The sequence below is a fragment of the Gordonia aichiensis genome (assembly GCF_039946255.1).
Taxonomy (GTDB): domain Bacteria; phylum Actinomycetota; class Actinomycetes; order Mycobacteriales; family Mycobacteriaceae; genus Gordonia; species Gordonia aichiensis_A.
On sequence record NZ_JBCDWL010000010.1, the window covers coordinates 94,492 to 110,200 of the forward strand.

Below are 15,709 nucleotides of genomic sequence, written 5' to 3' on the forward strand. Positions count from 1 at the left end.
CGCAGGCCGCTACAGCTTCCGCAGTCGTACCCGATTGATCGCGTGGTTGCCGTCTTTGCGCAACACCAGGGTGGCGCGCGGGCGGGTCGGCAGGATGTTCTCGATCAGGTTGGGGCGGTTGATCGACGTCCAGATGTCGCGGGCGGCGATCGTCGCCTGCTCGTCGGTCAGCGACGAGTAGAAGTGGAAGTGCGACTGGGGATCGGCGAACGAGCCGGTCCGCATCTGCAGGAACCGCGAGATGTACCACTTCTCGATGTCGGAGGTCTTGGCGTCCACATAGACCGAGAAGTCGAACAGGTCCGAGACGGTCAGGGTGGGCCCGGTCTGCAGCACGTTCAGGCCCTCGACGATCAGGATGTCGGGCTGGCGTACCGAATGCACCTCGCCCGGCACGATGTCGTAGCTGATGTGCGAGTACACCGGCGCGGTCACCTCCGGGGTCCCGGACTTGACCTCGGTGACGAACCGCAGCAGCGCCCGGCGGTCGTACGACTCCGGAAAACCCTTGCGGTGCATGATGCCTCGCCGCTCGAGTTCGGCCGTCGGCAGCAGGAAGCCGTCGGTCGTGATCAGATCGACCTTCGGGTGCGTCTCCCAGCGCGACAGCAGGGTGGCCAGCACGCGCGCGGTCGTCGACTTGCCGACCGCGACCGACCCGGCGATCCCGATCACGAACGGCACCTGCCGATTGCGTTGCCGCTCGCCCAGGAACGTGGAGGTAGCCGCGAACAGCCGCTGTCGGGCCTCCACCTGCAGGTGGATCAGACGCGACAGCGGCAGGTACACCTCGGCGACCTCGTTGAGGTCGACCTGCTCGCCCAGGCCGACGAGCTTGTCGAGCTCGGTCTCGTTCAGCACCATCGGCATCGACTGCCGCAGTTCACGCCACTGCTTGCGGTCGAGCTCCAGGTACAGCCCGGGGTCGCGGTCATGGGGTAGACGCGCCATGGACGGTAAGGCTACAGGGGCCACTTCGGCGGCACGCCGGTAGCGTTGGTCACATGAGTGTTGGTCGTATCACCGACGATCCGGTGACCGAGTACCTGCGGCTGGGGCTGGCCTTCGACCGGATCGAAGAGGGATTCGTCGACGCCTACACCGGTGACCCCGCGCTTCGCGTGGAGGCCGAGAACGGTCCCGCGCCCGACCCGGCCGACCTGGCGAACCGGGCACGGGCGCTCCGGGACGCGTTGCCCGCAGGACTGCCGGTCGACCGCGCCGAGTTCATCGCCTCGCACCTGCGCGCGCTGGAGTGCTCGGCGCGCAAGTTCGCCGGCGAGGAGATCGGCTTCGTCGACGAGGTGCAGGCGTACTTCGACGTCCGCATCGAGCCGGGCGAGGAGGACGTGTACCGCGAGGCGCACGCGCGGATGGCCGACGCCCTCGGCGTCCCCGGCGCCACCGGCGATGCGCTGCGCGCGGCCTACGCCCGTTACCGGCGCGCCGACGAGATCCCCGCCGAGCTGGTCGCGCAACTGATCGCCGAGTTCGCCGGCAGCCTGCGCGAGACGGTGCGGCGGGAGTTCCCGTTGCCCGACACCGAGATCGTCGACTTCGAGGTCGTCGGCGACAAGCCGTGGTCGGGGTTCAACTACTACCTCGGCGACTACCGCTCCAAGGTCGCCGTCAACACCGATCTGCCGCAGTACCTCTCGTCGCTTCCCGGGCTGATCGCGCACGAGGCGTATCCCGGCCACCACACCGAGCACTGCCGCAAGGAGCAGCGGCTGGTGGGGACCGGTCAGCTCGAGCACACCGTCTTCCTGGTCAACACGCCGCAGTGCCTGATGGCCGAGGGGCTCGCCGACCACGCGCTCGCCGCCGCGATGGGCACGTCCTGGCAGGAGTGGGCGAGCCGGATCTACGCCGACTTCGGGCTCCGGTTCGACGCCGAGCGGGCGCGCGCCGTGTCGACGGCCGCGGCCGGACTGCTCCGCGTGCGCCAGGACGCGGCCCTGGCCCTGCACGACCGGGGCGCCGACCTCGACGACGTCGCCGCCTTCCTGCAGCGATGGCTGCTCGTCGCCCCCGACCGGTCACGGCAGATGCTGCGCTTCCTGACCTCGCCGCTGTGGCGCGCATACATCTCCACGTACGTCGAGGGATACGCGCTGCTGGGACAGTGGCTCGACGTCGCGGGGCCCGCGGGTCCGGCGCGACTGGCGCGCTTTGGTCGCCTGCTCGACGAGCCGCTCACCCCGGCGGTACTGCGCAGGGAGTTGGCGCTTTAGACTTGGGGGTCATGAGCCAGTTTTCCCAGTCCCTTGCCGACCTGGACCCCGATGTCGCCGCTGCCATGAACGGTGAGCTGTCGCGCCAGCGCGACACGCTCGAGATGATCGCATCGGAGAACTTCGTTCCCCGCGCCGTCCTGCAGGCGCAGGGCAGTGTGCTCACCAACAAGTACGCCGAAGGCTACCCCGGCCGCCGCTACTACGGCGGCTGCGAGCACGTCGACGTCGTCGAGGACATCGCACGCGACCGCGCGAAGGCGCTGTTCGGCGCGGAGTTCGCCAACGTGCAGCCGCACGCGGGCGCACAGGCCAACGCCGCCGTGCTGCAGGCGCTGATGGAGCCGGGCGAGACCCTGCTCGGGCTCGATCTCGCACACGGCGGTCACCTCACCCACGGGATGCGGCTCAACTTCTCCGGCAAGCTGTACGAGAACGCCTTCTACGGCGTCAGCAAGGAAGACTTCCGGGTCGACATGGACGAGGTGCGCAAGATCGCCCTCGACACCAAGCCCAAGGTGATCGTCGCCGGCTGGTCGGCCTACCCGCGCACCCTCGACTTCGCGGCGTTCCGCGAGATCGCCGACGAGGTCGGTGCGCACCTGTGGGTCGACATGGCGCACTTCGCCGGCCTCGTCGCCGCCGGTCTGCACCCGAGCCCGGTGCCGCACGCCGACGTCGTCTCCACCACCGTGCACAAGACCCTCGGCGGACCGCGGTCGGGCATGATCCTGGCGAAGAAGGAGTGGGCCAAGAAGCTCAACTCCGCAGTCTTCCCGGGTCAGCAGGGCGGGCCGCTGATGCACGTGGTGGCCGCCAAGGCCGTCGCGCTGAAGATCGCCGCGAGCGAGGAGTTCGCCGAGCGTCAGCGTCGCACGCTCTCGGGCGCCAAGATCCTGGCCGAGCGGCTGACCGCCGCCGACGTCGCCAAGGCCGGCGTCTCGGTCCTGACCGGCGGCACCGACGTGCACCTGGTGCTGGTGGACCTGCGCAACTCCGACCTCGACGGGCAGCAGGCCGAGGACCTGCTCCACGAGGTCGGCATCACCGTCAACCGCAACGCCGTGCCGTTCGATCCGCGCCCGCCGATGGTCACCTCGGGTCTGCGCATCGGCACGCCGGCGCTGGCCACCCGCGGTTTCGGCGACGCCGAGTTCACCGAGGTCGCCGACATCATCGGCACCGCGCTCGCCGCGGGCAAGGGCGCCGACGTCTCCGCGCTGCGCGCCCGCGTCAGCAAGCTCGCCCTGGAACTGCCGCTGTACGAGGGCCTGGAGACCTGGGGCCTGATGAGCGGCGCCTGAGCTGGTTGAGCGACTCGAAACCCCGCGGCATCGACCGGTCCCCGGACCGGCGGATGCCGCGGGGTCTCCGCTTCTCGGCCTGGAGTCGGTGAATCTGCTGGGTCGTGTGTGGGGTGCGGAACCCAGCCGTACCGTGGACTCGCTCGCGTATTACCCGTCGGGACGGGGTGTCGATTAGGGTGGGTCCGTGGCTGTACTGAGCAATGACGAGTTGATCACCGCGCTCGAGAAGGCGCTTCCGGAAATCGCCGAGGAGCACGCCGAGGGTGCTGTCTCGTGGACCCCGTCGGACTGGGTGCCGTGGGATCTCGGTCGCAACTTCGCCTTCCTGGGCGGCAGTGACTACGAACCCGGCGACTCCAAGCTGTCGGACACGGCGGCCGCGGGCCTGCTCGCCCTGCTGCTGACCAAGGACAACCTCCCGTCCTTCCATCGCGTGCTCGCCATGCACTTCCCGGCGTTCTCCGACTGGCGTCAGCTCGTCGGCGTGTGGACCGCCGAGGACAACCGTCACTCGATCGTCCTGCGCGACTACCTGGTCGTCACGCGCGCCGTCGACCCGGTGGAGGCCGAGAACCGCCGCCGGATCCACGTCGTCGCCGGTTGGCGGCAGAACCCGGCGGCCGTCGAAGAGCTGGCCCCGATGGACGTGCTGGCCCTGCTCGCCGTCCACGAGAACCAGTGCGTCACCTTCGTCGACAAGCTCATCGGCTACGTCGACGACGAGAACCTCGTCGAGATCCTGAAGAAGGTGCGCACCGACGACGCCGTGCAGGCCGCCACCTTCCAGGCCTTCCTGATGGCGGGCATGGTCGCCGACCAGGAAGCCACCATCGTCGCGGTCGACCGCGCGCTCGCCGCGATCGAGCACATCGGTGCCGACATCGCCGACTTCGACGCCAAGCGCGACTTCATCTCCGACTTCGAGGACGTGTCGTCGGACGCGGCGATCGCGAAGAAGCTCGCCGACGAGCTCAAGCTCGAGAACGTCCACGGTCTCGGCGACGAGGCCGAGGCCGCCCGCCTGCGTATTCTTGCGCTGGCCGCCGGAAAGGCCTGATCGACTCCGTCGACCGAACAGCCGGTGCCCGCTCGGCCGAGCGGGCACCGGCTTCGGCGTCTTCGGGCGGGAGCGGCAGTGAGGCCGGGCCTCAGCCGAACGAGACCAGTCGCTGGAGCGCCTCGACGTGCGCGTCGAACGCCCGGCGCCCGGACTTCGTGATGCGGTAGGTCGTCATGCTGCCGCGCCCGCGCGCCCGCGTCGACGTCACGTATCCCGCGGTGATCAGTGCCGCCATCTGTTTCGACAGGTCCGAATCACTGATCTGCAGGTGGTTCTTCAGGAACGGGAAGTCGGTCGCCGTCGAATGGGCGAGCACGGCCATCGCGGCCAGACGCTTGGGCGGTTGAATGACCGAGTCGATGTCGTCGAGCGGGCCGGTCATCCCAGTCGTTCCCGGGTCGCGACGGCGGCGCGCGCGTACGCGCGCTCGTACAGCGCGATCGCGGCCGTGACGAGTACGAAGGTCGCCGCGATGCCGATCGGGGCCGGAGTGAACAGCATCAGCGCGATCACGATCGCCGCAACCGCGATCACCCCGGCCAGATAGCGCTTGAAGAGGTGCCGGAACTCCGGGGGAGCGTCGGTGATCGTCGGCATGGTCCCGCGCAGACGGGTGTACCAGCCGACGAAACCGCCGAGCAGGCCGACCAGGAGCACGAGGATGGGAATGGCGATCACCGGTGCGGGTCGATGGGCGAGGACGCCCGCGAGGGCCGCGGTCCAGGCGCCCACGGCCGGCGGATACCACGAGGGCGTCGGTGGATAGTCGACGAACGGAGCCGCCGCCGCGCGCTCGGCGATGCGCAGGAGGACGCGGACGTCGTCTGGCTGCTGGTCGCTTTCCATACTGGAAAGCGTACGGATCGGTTTCCAAACCGGCAAGTGATCTCGGAAGTGGGGCTGATGGTGCGGGTGCGTCGTGGGTGGCGGGAGAGCGCTGACGTCGAGCTTTCGGCCACGTGAAGTTAACCGACGCGCCGACTGTCGGTCGCCGATCGTGGTGTCGAACCCGCGTACGTTGAGCGCAACGGGCCGTGAGAAGCGGTTCGTTCGGGAGGTTCGATTCGTGAACGACGCAGGTGTCACGAGGGAGCCGGCCCCGGCTCTCGCCGAGGACCGCTGACCGCCGCGAGGCGGGAATCGGCAAGGCACGAGCCGACCGGCTGCTCAAGACAACATGGTTCCGTGCGGGGCCCGCATGGACGCCTAGGAGTCCGACGTGACCGCACGCACCTACGTCCTCGATACCTCCGTCCTCCTGTCCGATCCGTGGGCGGTGACCCGCTTCGCCGAGCACCACGTGGTGCTGCCACTGGTCGTGATCGGTGAGCTCGAGGGCAAACGGCACCACAGTGAACTCGGCTGGTTCGCGCGTCAGGCGTTGCGCCTGCTCGACGACCTGCGCGTACAGCACGAGCGGCTCGACCGCCCGATCCCGATCGGCGACGACGGCGGCACCGTGCAGGTGGAGCTCAACCACACCGATCCGGCGGTCCTGCCCGCAGGCTTCCGTACCGACACCAACGACTCGCGGATCCTGGCGTGCGCGCTCAACCTGCGGGCCGAAGGCCGCGAAGTCACCCTCGTCTCGAAGGACACGCCCCTGCGCGTCAAGGCGGGCGCGGTCGGATTGGCGGCCGACGAGTATCACGCCCAGGACGTCGTGGTGTCGGGGTGGACCGGGATGGCCGAGACCGACGTCGCCGACACCGCGATCGATGCGCTGTTCGCCGACGGGCAGATCGATCTCGACGAGGCCCGCGAGCTGCCGTGCCACACCGGACTGCGGCTGCTCGGCAACGGCGGCAGCGCGCTGGGACGGGTGACCGAGACCAAGCAGGTGCAACTGGTGCGGGGCGACCGGGAGGCCTTCGGCCTGCGGGGCCGCTCAGCCGAACAGCGCGTGGCCCTGGACCTGCTGCTCGACGAATCGGTCGGCATCGTCTCCCTCGGCGGCAAGGCGGGCACCGGAAAGTCCGCCCTGGCGCTGTGCGCGGGGCTCGAAGCGGTCCTCGAACGACGCACGCAGCGCAAGGTCGTGGTGTTCCGGCCGCTGTACGCGGTCGGCGGCCAGCAGCTCGGCTACCTGCCCGGTGGCGAGGCAGAGAAGATGGGGCCCTGGGCGCAGGCGGTGTTCGACACCCTCGAAGGCCTGGTCTCCACCGAGGTCGTCGACGAGGTGCTCTCGCGCGGCATGCTCGAAGTCCTGCCGCTGACCCACATCCGGGGCCGATCGCTGCACGACTCGTTCGTCATCGTCGACGAGGCGCAGTCGCTGGAACGCAACGTGCTGCTCACCGTGCTGTCGCGGCTCGGTTCCGGGTCGCGCGTCGTGTTGACCCACGACGTCGCCCAGCGCGACAACCTGCGTGTCGGGCGGCACGACGGTGTCGCCGCGGTGATCGAGAAGCTGAAGGGTCATCCGCTGTTCGCGCACATCACGCTGACTCGCAGTGAGCGGTCGCCGATCGCCGCGCTGGTCACCGACATGCTGGAGGAGTTCGCGCCGGGCTCGGGCGCGTAGCCGCGGTCGGCGGGGTCGTCCTATCCGTGGCGCAGCACCGAGACGGCGAAGTCGGCGCCGTCGTGCCACGGGTGGACGGCCCACGTCGCCAGTCGCAGGTCCAGGACCAGACCGGTCTCGGCCAGCGCGGTGTCGAAGTCGTCGAGCGCCAGCTTGGCGACATGGAAGCCGACGGTCAGGCGCCCCTCGGGGGCGAGGTGGTCGGCCAGTCGGTTCAGGACCAGGGCTTCGGTCTCCGGGGCGACGAAGGCCAGCACGTTGCCCGCGCAGACGATCGCGTCGAAGGTGCTGCGGGAGCCGTCGTCGTCGCGCAGGTCGAGTTCGGTGAGGTCGCCGACCCGCCAATCCGGTCCGGGATAGTCGGCCTGTGCGGCCTCGATGAGCACCGGGTCCACGTCGACGCCGGTGACGCGATGTCCGACGGTGTGCAGGTACCCGCCGACCCGGCCCGGTCCGCACCCGGCGTCGAGGATCCGTGCCCCGCGGCCGACGGTCGCGTCGATGAACCGCGCCTCGCCGAACAGGTCGTCGCCGTCGGCCGCCATCTGACGAAAGCGCTCGACATACCACTCGCTGTGGCCGGGAGAGGTGTCGGTGATCCATCGGGGAGGCCTGGTCATGACGTCCACCGTAGCCCGGTTCGACGGCGCGACGCGCCGCGCCGGCGTCACTCACGGAACAGTTGCGGAAAGGTGACGATGCTCTCCGTCGGTGGCGGGGGCGCAGTGGCACTGGCACACTGAGGTGGTGCTGAAGTTACTGATGAGACGAATGTTGCAAGTGGGGTTTGTGGTCACCGCACTCCTCGGAGCACTCGTCGTGGGCGCCGGACAGGCGGCCGCGGTGCCGCAGACAGCACCGCCCGCCGGGTCCGACAGCATCACGACACTGATCGAGAACCTGATCAAGGGCTTCATCCAGCCCGGAACTCCGGCGGTGCCCGGCGCACCGGAGACCGGGCAGATGATCATGGTGACCGCCCCGGTGGCGACGTCGACCACCGCCACCCTGACCGCGTTCGAGAAGGACGCCGAAGGCAAGTGGAAGCCGGTCATCGGCCCCACCCAGGCGTTCCTCGGCGAGAAGGGCATGGGCAAGGCGCAGGACAACGTCTACCGGACCCCGGAGGGCACGTTCCCGCTCGACCAGGCCTTCGGTCGCCAGGAGAATCCCGGCACCAAGATGAAGTACTTCCAGACCACGCCGCGTGACTGGTGGGACTCCAACGAGAAGTCGCCGACGTACAACACCCACGTCGTGTCGGACACCAGCCCCGGCGGCGACAGCGAGAACCTGTACAACACGGGCCCGATGTACGACTACGCGGTCAACATCAACCACAACCCGAGCCGGACCCCCGGTGACGCCTCGGCGATCTTCCTGCATGTCAGCGACGGCAACCCGACGATGGGCTGCGTGGCGATCGAGCGCGAGAAGATGATCGAGATCCTCAAGTGGCTCGATCCCGCGAAGAACCCGAAGATCACCATCGGCACCAACGTCGACGTGCCCAAGGACACGCCCGCGACCCCGTCGCTGCCCGGCGCCGATCTGCTCGGCGGCGTGCTCGGCAACCTCGCCGCGCTGATCCCGACTGCGCTTAAGGGTCTCAGCTGACCTGAACGACAAGCCATCTCGGTGAAACCCGGAGCCGTACGCGACCTGCGCGTGCGGCTCCGGTGCTGTTCGGGGCCGGACCGAGGGTCCGGCGGAGGTCAGAGCGGCGGGCGCAGCTGCAGGAAGGCGGTCGCGTGCTCGGCGTCGAACCCGTCGATGGGTGCGGTGAAGGACTCGACCTGGTTGCGGGCCTGCGTGCGGACCGGCGTCGCGGGGTCGAGGACTTCGAGGTAGACCCGGTGGCAGGCGAGCGCCTCGACCGCCGATTCGACGAAGCCGGTCACGTCGACCGCGTGCGAACGGTCTGGACCGTTCCAGAACAGCCGCGACGGCGGGTCGGCCAGTTCGTCGTAGGCGTCGATGACGGCGGCGGCGAACTCGATGTGGTCGCGCTGATTCGGCTGCTCCGGGGACCAGCCGGGGCCGCCGTAGGTGCACAGCACGATGTCGGGCTTCACCCGGTCGATGACCTCGGTGATCTTGGCGCGCAACGCCGGAGTGTTCTCGACGTTGCTGTCGGGGAAGCCCCAGAACTCGACCTCGTCGACGCCGACGACGGCGGCGGAGGCGATCTGCTCGTCCTCTCTCAGCGGGCCGGCCTTCTCGGCGGGCATGCCTTCGATGCCGACCTCGCCGCTGGTGGCCAACCCGTAGACGATGCGCTTGCCCTCACGGGTCCAGCGGGCGATCGCCGCCGACATGCCGTACTCCGGGTCGTCGGGGTGTGCGACGAGAACAAGCGCGGTGGACCAATCGGTGGGGAACTCCATCAGGCTCATATCGGTCACCGTACAGCGGCCGACCTCCCGGCGCGCCGGGACGGCGCCAGCCGCAGTGGATACGCTCGCTCAGCCTGGGACGGTGGCGTTTCAGGGTGGTCGAGTATCGAGACCGGGGTGCGGGGGTCTCGATACGCTCGCTCACTACGTTCGCGGGCTACTCGACCAGCCTGGGGATGGAGGTTTTTAGGGTGGTCGAGTAAGCGTCCGGAGCGTAGTGCAGGCCGCGCATCGAGACCTGGGATGCAGGGGCTACTCGACCAGCCTGGGAGGGGCGGCTTTTTAGGGTTGTCGAGTAAGCGACCGGAGCGTAGCGGAGGCCGCGCATCGAGACCGCGTGGGCGGGGTCTCGATACGCTCGCTCACTTCGTTCGCGGGCTACTCGACCAGCCTAGGCTGGGCGGTTTTTCAGGGTGGTCGAGTAAGTGTCCGGAGCGTAGCGGAGGCCGCGCATCGAGGCCGGGGGTGGGGTCTCGATACGCTCGCTCACTTCGTTCGCGGGCTACTCGACCAGCCTGGGCTGGGCGGCTTTAGGGTGGTCGAGTAAGCGACCGGAGCGTAGCGGAGGCCGCGCATCGAGACCGGGGGTGTGGGGGCTACTCGACCAGCCTGGGCGCTCACGGCTGAGGCTTGGATCAGCCGATCAGGCCGCGCTGGCGGGCGACGGCGACGACCTTGCTGCGGCTGTTGACGTCGAGCTTGTCGAAGATGTGCACCAGGTGGGATTTCACGGTCGCCTCCGAGATGAAGAGGCGTTTGGCGATCTCCCGATTGCTCAGGCCGAGGTCGAGGTGTTCGACGATCTCCAACTCCCGCGGGGTCAGCGCCGGACGGGTGTCGGTGACCCGGTTGAGCAGGCGCGCCGCCACCGCGGGACCCAGGACCGTCTCGCCGGCCGCGGCCGACCGGATGGCGCCGATGAGAGTCTCCGGCGCCGCATCCTTGAGCAGATAGCCCGTCGCGCCGGCGTTCACCGCGCGCACGATGTCGGCGTCGGACTCGTACGTCGTCAGGATCAGGACGTTCGGCGGATCGGCGAGGCGCCTGATCTCCTGCGTCGCATAGACACCGTCAGCCTCGTGCTGCTCGGTGCCGTGCAGCCGCAGGTCCATCAGGACCACGTCGAGGGAGAGGTCGCCCGCCTGGGCGATCGCCTCGGCCGCCGTGCCCGCCTCGGCGACCACATCGAGGTCGGCGGCGGCGCTGAGGACGGCGCGCAGACCGGCGCGGACGACCGGGTGGTCGTCGACCAGCATGATCCGGATCATTGAGGGCCTTTCCGTCGAGAGCTCGAATCCTGCAGGGGGATGAATGCTGTTGACGCAGCGGTCAGTCCGGGACCTCGATGGGGATCCGGGCGTGAACGATGGTGCCGTCGCCGGGCTGGGACTCGACCGACACACTACCGCCGCACTCCGACACCCGCCGCCGCATCGCGCGCAGGCCGAACCCCGCACCCGTCGCCTCCGACGGCGTCGGGCGCGCCGGATCGAAACCGGCACCGTTGTCGGCGACGTCGAGGTGAACCTCGCCGGGCAGATGGGTCAGCGTGACCACCGCGCGGTCGGCACCCGAGTGCTTGCCCGCATTCGTCAGCGCCTCCTGTGCCACGCGCAGCAGCGTCGTCCCGGCATCGCGGGGGAGCGGCACCGGTGTGCCGTCGAGGCGGAACTCGGCGGGCAGCCCGGCGTCGGTGGAACGGGCGACCTCCGCGCGCAAGGCTTCGATCAGACCGTCGGAGTCGAGTTCCGGGCCGTCGAGGCCGCGCAGGAACCGCCGCGACTCCACCAGCGCCGCCTGCGCCGTCTCCAACGCGGTGGCGACCTGCACCTCCCGCCGGTCGGCCGGGGTCTCCGGGCTGGTCGCCGACCGCAGCAGCAGGATGATGCTGGCCAGACTCTGCCCGGTCCCGTCGTGGATCTCGCCACCGAGCCGTTCCCGTTCGGCCAGCACGCCGGCCTGCCGCTGCTGCTGCGCCAGCCGCTGCCTGGTCGCCAGCAGATCGGCGACCAGCGCGTCGCGCTCGTCGACCATCACCGACACCCGGCCGTAGACCTCGGTGACGGCGGCGGCGGTGGCGATGCCGATCACCGGTCCGACGACGCCGCCGACACCCGTCTGCGGGGTGTGAATCAGCGTCGCGGAGATGGAGGTGCCCGCGACCACGATCTCGGCGACCACCGCGAAGGGCAGCGGCAGGAAACGCCAGCACAGCATGGCCAGCACGAAGGCCAGCCAGACGAAGGCGGGCGACAGCAGCACCAACCCGATCCACAGGACGGTCAGCGCCACGACCCAGCGCGGTGCGCGGTCGCGGCGATCGAGCGCGATCGTGACCGCGCCGTACACGTACCAGGCGGCGACGGCGGCCGCCCCGCCGAGCACGAGTGCGGTGCCACCGAACGCGACCGGCGCCGAACCGGACAGCACCTGCCCCAGACCGACGCCCAGCAGGGCGAGGAACAGGATGTGGCCACCCCATTCGGCGTACTGATCGGTGTGGCGAGCCGGACTCATGGGACCAGTATCGCCGGTGCCCACGACAGTGCGGCCCGAGTACGACTTTCGATGGATGCGGCGGCGTCGTCGGATGGACGACGAACTCGGGTACGGGAGCGATGTTCCGGCGCGCGATCTTCGACAGGCTGGAGTCACTAGGAGTTCAGGAGGTCGACATGTACTTGGGTCTGCGTGAGATTCGCGCTGCAGCAGGACGATTCGGAGTCATCGCCGGAGTCGTGGCATTGGTTGCATTCATGGTGTTCACGCTTTCGGCGCTGACCGAGGGGCTGCGCCAGCAGTCGGTGTCAGCGGTGGAGGCGTTGCCCGGCAACGGACTGGTGGTGCAGGCCGACGACGGCGCGCCCGCCGTCCTGTCCGACAGCCAGCTCGACCCCGCGACGCTGCTCGCGGCGCAGTCCACCGGTCAGGTCACCGAACTGGGGATCGCGACGGTTCGCGCCGGCGCCGACAACCGGAACGCGACCGTGGCCGCCTTCGGGCGCAGCGACGTGCATTCGGTGACGGTGTCGCCGTCGGTCGCCGACGACCTCTCGCTGGCGGTGGGCGACACCGTCCGGATCGGCGATGAGGCGCTGCGCGTGGAACAGGTCGCGGACGTCGGACAGTACGCGCACCAGCCGGTCATCGAGATGCCGGTCGCGACGTGGCAGCAGGTCACCGGGCGCGATCACGTCAACGCGCTCATCGCCGACCGCGCGCCGGCCGACCTGCCGGGTGCGGTCTGGGTCGAGCGTTCGGCCGTCACCGACCTCGTGCCCGGCTACAGCTCGGAGCACATGTCGCTGCTGCTGATCCAGGGGCTGTTGCTGATCGTCTCCGCGGTCGTCGTCGGCGGCTTCTTCGCCGTGTGGACCGGCCAGCGCGTCGGCTCGCTCGCGGTGGTCCGGGCGATGGGCGCCGGACGCTGGTACCTGCTTCGCGACGGACTCGGCCAGGCGGTCCTGGTCCTCGTCGGCGGGCTCGCCGTGGGCGCCCTGCTGGGCTTCGGACTCGTCTCGCTGCTGTCGGGCAAGGCCCCGGTCGCGATCGACCCGTCGACGATGGCGCTCGTTCTCGGCGGCATGGGCGCGCTCGGCCTGATCGGTGCGGGGCTGTCGCTGCGACCGCTGGTCAAGGTCGACCCGCTCACCGCCCTCAACCGCTGACCGTCACCCGTCTCCCACCCTCTCGGAAGGAAGAATCATGAGCCTGACCCTGACCGACATCACCCTCACCTACCCGGACGGCGACGGCGCCGTGGTCCACGCGGTCGACGGCGTCAGCCTGCAGATCCCGCGGGGTCGCACGGTGGCGCTGACCGGCCCGTCGGGCTGCGGCAAGTCGAGCGTGCTGGCCGTCGCCGGAACGCTGATCCAGCCCGACTCGGGCACCGTGCAGATCGGCGACACCTCGATCACCGGCATGTCCGGCGAGGACCTGGCGCGGGTGCGACGCGAGAAGGTCGGCCTGATCTTCCAGAACGACAACCTCATCCCCGGCCTGACCGCCGAGGAGCAGGTGCTGCTCGCGGTCCACGTGCGCGGCAAGCGCCCGTCGCGCTATCGCGCCCGTGCCCGCGACCTGCTCGCCGACGTCGGGCTGGCCGGCGCCCTCGGCCGCCTGCCGGGACAGTTGTCGGGCGGCATGCGCCAGCGCGTCAACATCGCCCGGGCGCTCATCGGCGACCCCGAGGTGCTGCTGATCGACGAGCCGACCTCGGCTCTCGACTCGGTTCGCGGGGCCGAGATCATCGAGCTGCTGACCTCGCTGGCCCGCGACCGCGACATCGCCTCCCTGCTGGTCAGCCACGACGTCGAGACGCTCGACGGGGTCGACGGCATGCTGCACATGAAGGACGGCGCGCTCATCTCCCAGGCCTCGCTGGTGTGAACGATCCCCGGGACCGCCCCGGGTCCCCGAACCGGCGGCCCCGTGCTCCCCGCGAGTGACCGAACGCATCGAGCCCCCGTGCCAGGCACGGGGGCTCGATGCGTTCGGGCGGTCCGATCAGAGGTCGAGGCGGGCGTACTCGCGCAGCTTCGAGGTCTGGTGGACGGCCTCGATGGTGCGGATGGTGCCCGACTTGGACCGCATCACCAGCGAGCGCGTGGTGGCGCCGTTCGGTCGGTAGGTGACCCCGCGCAGCATGTCGCCGTTGGTGACGCCGGTCGCGCAGAAGAAGGAGTTCTCGCCGCGGACCAGGACGTCGTTGGTGAGCACCTGGTCGAGGTCCAGACCGGCGTCGATCGCCTTCTGACGCTCGGCGTCGCTGGTCGGCCACAGCTTGCCCTGGATCTCGCCGCCCATGCACTTCATCGCGACGGCGCTGATGATGCCCTCGGGGGTGCCGCCGATGCCCATCAGCATGTCGACGGTGCTGTAGTCGCCCGCGGCGGCCACCGCGCCGGCCACGTCGCCGTCGGAGATCATGCGGATCTTGGCGCCGGCTTCGCGGATCTCCTTGATCAGGTCGGCGTGCCGGGGCCGGTCGAGGACCACCACGGTCATGTCGGCGACGTCGATGCCCTTGGCGGCGGCGACCGAGTTGATGTTCCACTCCACCGACTGGTTGATGTCGATGGCGCCCTTGGCGGCCGGGCCGACGGCGATCTTGTTCATGTAGAACACGGCCGACGGGTCGTACATGGTGCCGCGCTCGGAGACGGCGATGACCGCGATCGAGTTGGGGCGACCCTCGGCCATCAGGGTGGTGCCGTCGATCGGGTCGACGGCGACGTCGACCTCGGGGCCCTCGCCGTTGCCGACGACCTCGCCGTTGTACAGCATCGGGGCCTCGTCCTTCTCGCCCTCGCCGATCACCACGGTGCCGCGCATCGACACGGTCGAGAGGAGATCCCGCATGGCGTCGACGGCGGCGCCGTCGCCCGCGTTCTTGTTGCCGCGGCCGACCCAGCGGCCTGCAGCCAGCGCCGCGGCCTCGGTGACTCGGACCAGTTCCATGGCCAGGTTGCGATCGGGGGCTTGCTTCGTCATGCGGACTCCACTTTCGTTGCGAACCTTGAATAGAGGTCTGGGCTTCAATTCTTTCATGCGCGAGAGCGGCGATTGGCTGGGGGCGGCAGCGTACTGCGATAATCGACGCCATGGCCGACAAACCCCGAATCCTGCATGACGGCAAAGATCTGATCTGGTCGCTGATCCCGTTGATGCTGATCGCGCTGATCGTCGCCGGCGTCAGTGGTAGCTGCTCCTGGGGTTTCGGGAGTTCGGCGACCGACCAGCGAGTCCCGAGTTTCGACGTCTCGGCCGGTCTGCGCGCCGACGCCGAGACCATGCCCTTCCCGATCCGTGAACCCGCGGTGCCCGCGGACTGGAAGTCGAACTCCGGCTCCACACAGGAGATCGGGAACACCGTCTCGAGCAACGTCGGCTGGATCACGCCGGGCGGCATCTACGTTCAGCTGACGCAGAGCGCGGCCACCGAGGAGCAACTGGTCCGCAAGCTGCTCGGCGACACCGCCAGCGGTGAAGGGGTCCGCGACATCGCCGGACACCAGTGGGTCGCCTACGCCGGCGAGGAGAATCGCAAGGCCTGGATCACCGACATGGGCGATGTGCGCCTGGCCGTGATGAGCCGCGGTCGTGACGCCGACATGCAGACCCTCGCGGCGGCGGTCACGCAGGCCCAGCCGCTGCCGGTCAAGGGCCACCCCTGATCGAGCCCG

At 69.5% G+C, this 15,709-nt stretch carries 16 protein-coding genes; 8 read left to right on the plus strand and 8 right to left on the minus strand.

Annotated features, from left to right (window positions below; all coding sequences use genetic code 11):
* Positions 1 to 9 precede the first annotated feature (9 nt).
* Positions 10 to 951, minus strand: coding sequence for a type I pantothenate kinase (gene coaA, locus AAFO60_RS13285; RefSeq protein ID WP_347956679.1), 942 nt, complete (start codon positions 949 to 951; stop codon positions 10 to 12).
* Between the two features lie 53 nt (positions 952 to 1,004).
* On the opposite strand from coaA, the gene AAFO60_RS13290 reads away from it, so the two are divergent.
* From AAFO60_RS13290 to AAFO60_RS13300, 3 genes are all read left to right on the plus strand, one after another.
* Positions 1,005 to 2,234 (plus strand): DUF885 domain-containing protein, encoded by a 1,230-nt coding sequence (locus tag AAFO60_RS13290; protein ID WP_347956680.1) that lies wholly within the window; start codon positions 1,005 to 1,007, stop codon positions 2,232 to 2,234.
* A gap of 11 nt (positions 2,235 to 2,245) precedes the next feature.
* Positions 2,246 to 3,538, plus strand: coding sequence for a serine hydroxymethyltransferase (gene glyA / locus AAFO60_RS13295; protein WP_347956681.1), 1,293 nt, complete (start codon positions 2,246 to 2,248; stop codon positions 3,536 to 3,538).
* Between the two features lie 187 nt (positions 3,539 to 3,725).
* Positions 3,726 to 4,598 (plus strand): acyl-ACP desaturase, encoded by an 873-nt coding sequence (locus tag AAFO60_RS13300; RefSeq protein WP_347956682.1) that lies wholly within the window; start codon positions 3,726 to 3,728, stop codon positions 4,596 to 4,598.
* A gap of 91 nt (positions 4,599 to 4,689) precedes the next feature.
* On the opposite strand, the gene AAFO60_RS13305 is transcribed toward AAFO60_RS13300, so the two are convergent.
* Entirely contained in the window at positions 4,690 to 4,983 is a 294-nt protein-coding gene (locus tag AAFO60_RS13305) for a transcriptional regulator (RefSeq protein WP_347956683.1), read from the minus strand.
* Positions 4,980 to 5,447: a hypothetical protein gene (locus AAFO60_RS13310; protein WP_347956684.1), complete on the minus strand. Its 468-nt coding sequence runs from the start codon at positions 5,445 to 5,447 to the stop codon at positions 4,980 to 4,982. Before AAFO60_RS13310 ends, AAFO60_RS13305 begins: the two co-directional genes overlap by 4 nt.
* Before the next feature lie 373 nt (positions 5,448 to 5,820).
* Between AAFO60_RS13310 and AAFO60_RS13315 the strand changes: the two genes are divergently transcribed.
* On the plus strand, positions 5,821 to 7,125 hold the full coding sequence (locus AAFO60_RS13315) for a PhoH family protein (protein ID WP_347956685.1): 1,305 nt from the start codon (positions 5,821 to 5,823) through the stop codon (positions 7,123 to 7,125).
* Between the two features lie 20 nt (positions 7,126 to 7,145).
* Here AAFO60_RS13315 and AAFO60_RS13320 read toward each other — a convergent pair whose 3' ends face one another.
* Positions 7,146 to 7,745 carry a class I SAM-dependent methyltransferase gene (locus AAFO60_RS13320; RefSeq protein WP_347956686.1) on the minus strand — a complete coding sequence of 200 codons (600 nt, stop codon included), beginning with the start codon at positions 7,743 to 7,745 and terminating at the stop codon, positions 7,146 to 7,148.
* Positions 7,746 to 7,896: 151 nt separating this feature from the next.
* Here AAFO60_RS13320 and AAFO60_RS13325 point away from each other — a divergent pair, with 151 nt between their 5' ends.
* Positions 7,897 to 8,742, plus strand: coding sequence for a L,D-transpeptidase family protein (locus AAFO60_RS13325; protein WP_347956687.1), 846 nt, complete (start codon positions 7,897 to 7,899; stop codon positions 8,740 to 8,742).
* Between the two features lie 98 nt (positions 8,743 to 8,840).
* On the opposite strand, the gene AAFO60_RS13330 is transcribed toward AAFO60_RS13325, so the two are convergent.
* The 3 genes from AAFO60_RS13330 to AAFO60_RS13340 all read right to left on the minus strand — a co-directional run bounded on the left by AAFO60_RS13330 (position 8,841) and on the right by AAFO60_RS13340 (position 12,038).
* A complete protein-coding gene (locus AAFO60_RS13330; RefSeq protein WP_347956688.1) occupies positions 8,841 to 9,521 on the minus strand; it encodes a PIG-L deacetylase family protein in 681 nt (226 codons plus the stop codon).
* Between the two features lie 635 nt (positions 9,522 to 10,156).
* Complete coding sequence (locus AAFO60_RS13335) at positions 10,157 to 10,789, minus strand: response regulator transcription factor (RefSeq protein ID WP_347956689.1); 633 nt, start codon at positions 10,787 to 10,789, stop codon at positions 10,157 to 10,159.
* Positions 10,790 to 10,850: 61 nt separating this feature from the next.
* A complete protein-coding gene (locus AAFO60_RS13340; RefSeq protein WP_347956690.1) occupies positions 10,851 to 12,038 on the minus strand; it encodes a sensor histidine kinase in 1,188 nt (395 codons plus the stop codon).
* A gap of 239 nt (positions 12,039 to 12,277) precedes the next feature.
* Here AAFO60_RS13340 and AAFO60_RS13345 point away from each other — a divergent pair, with 239 nt between their 5' ends.
* Both AAFO60_RS13345 and AAFO60_RS13350 read left to right on the plus strand, forming a co-directional pair.
* Entirely contained in the window at positions 12,278 to 13,189 is a 912-nt protein-coding gene (locus tag AAFO60_RS13345) for an ABC transporter permease (protein ID WP_347956691.1), read from the plus strand.
* 37 nt (positions 13,190 to 13,226) lie between these two features.
* Positions 13,227 to 13,913, plus strand: coding sequence for an ABC transporter ATP-binding protein (locus AAFO60_RS13350; protein ID WP_347956692.1), 687 nt, complete (start codon positions 13,227 to 13,229; stop codon positions 13,911 to 13,913).
* A 117-nt stretch (positions 13,914 to 14,030) separates the two neighbouring features.
* On the opposite strand, the gene glpX is transcribed toward AAFO60_RS13350, so the two are convergent.
* On the minus strand, positions 14,031 to 15,017 hold the full coding sequence (gene glpX / locus AAFO60_RS13355; protein ID WP_347956693.1) for a class II fructose-bisphosphatase: 987 nt from the start codon (positions 15,015 to 15,017) through the stop codon (positions 14,031 to 14,033).
* Positions 15,018 to 15,127: 110 nt separating this feature from the next.
* Between glpX and AAFO60_RS13360 the strand changes: the two genes are divergently transcribed.
* Positions 15,128 to 15,700, plus strand: coding sequence for a DUF4245 domain-containing protein (locus AAFO60_RS13360; RefSeq protein ID WP_347956694.1), 573 nt, complete (start codon positions 15,128 to 15,130; stop codon positions 15,698 to 15,700).
* Positions 15,701 to 15,709: the final 9 nt, after the last annotated feature.

Bases quoted from the DNA above. Each gene is read 5' to 3' on its own strand.
- coaA (WP_347956679.1), bottom strand. From the start codon at position 951: ATGGCGCGTCTACCCCATGACCGCGACCCCGGGCTGTACCTGGAGCTC.
- AAFO60_RS13290 (WP_347956680.1), top strand. From the start codon at position 1,005: ATGAGTGTTGGTCGTATCACCGACGATCCGGTGACCGAGTACCTGCGG.
- glyA (WP_347956681.1), top strand. From the start codon at position 2,246: ATGAGCCAGTTTTCCCAGTCCCTTGCCGACCTGGACCCCGATGTCGCC.
- AAFO60_RS13305 (WP_347956683.1), bottom strand. From the start codon at position 4,983: ATGACCGGCCCGCTCGACGACATCGACTCGGTCATTCAACCGCCCAAG.
- AAFO60_RS13310 (WP_347956684.1), bottom strand. From the start codon at position 5,447: ATGGAAAGCGACCAGCAGCCAGACGACGTCCGCGTCCTCCTGCGCATC.
- AAFO60_RS13320 (WP_347956686.1), bottom strand. From the start codon at position 7,745: ATGACCAGGCCTCCCCGATGGATCACCGACACCTCTCCCGGCCACAGC.
- AAFO60_RS13325 (WP_347956687.1), top strand. From the start codon at position 7,897: ATGTTGCAAGTGGGGTTTGTGGTCACCGCACTCCTCGGAGCACTCGTC.
- AAFO60_RS13330 (WP_347956688.1), bottom strand. From the start codon at position 9,521: ATGAGCCTGATGGAGTTCCCCACCGATTGGTCCACCGCGCTTGTTCTC.
- AAFO60_RS13335 (WP_347956689.1), bottom strand. From the start codon at position 10,789: ATGATCCGGATCATGCTGGTCGACGACCACCCGGTCGTCCGCGCCGGT.
- AAFO60_RS13340 (WP_347956690.1), bottom strand. From the start codon at position 12,038: ATGAGTCCGGCTCGCCACACCGATCAGTACGCCGAATGGGGTGGCCAC.
- AAFO60_RS13345 (WP_347956691.1), top strand. From the start codon at position 12,278: ATGGTGTTCACGCTTTCGGCGCTGACCGAGGGGCTGCGCCAGCAGTCG.
- AAFO60_RS13350 (WP_347956692.1), top strand. From the start codon at position 13,227: ATGAGCCTGACCCTGACCGACATCACCCTCACCTACCCGGACGGCGAC.
- glpX (WP_347956693.1), bottom strand. From the start codon at position 15,017: ATGACGAAGCAAGCCCCCGATCGCAACCTGGCCATGGAACTGGTCCGA.
- AAFO60_RS13360 (WP_347956694.1), top strand. From the start codon at position 15,128: ATGGCCGACAAACCCCGAATCCTGCATGACGGCAAAGATCTGATCTGG.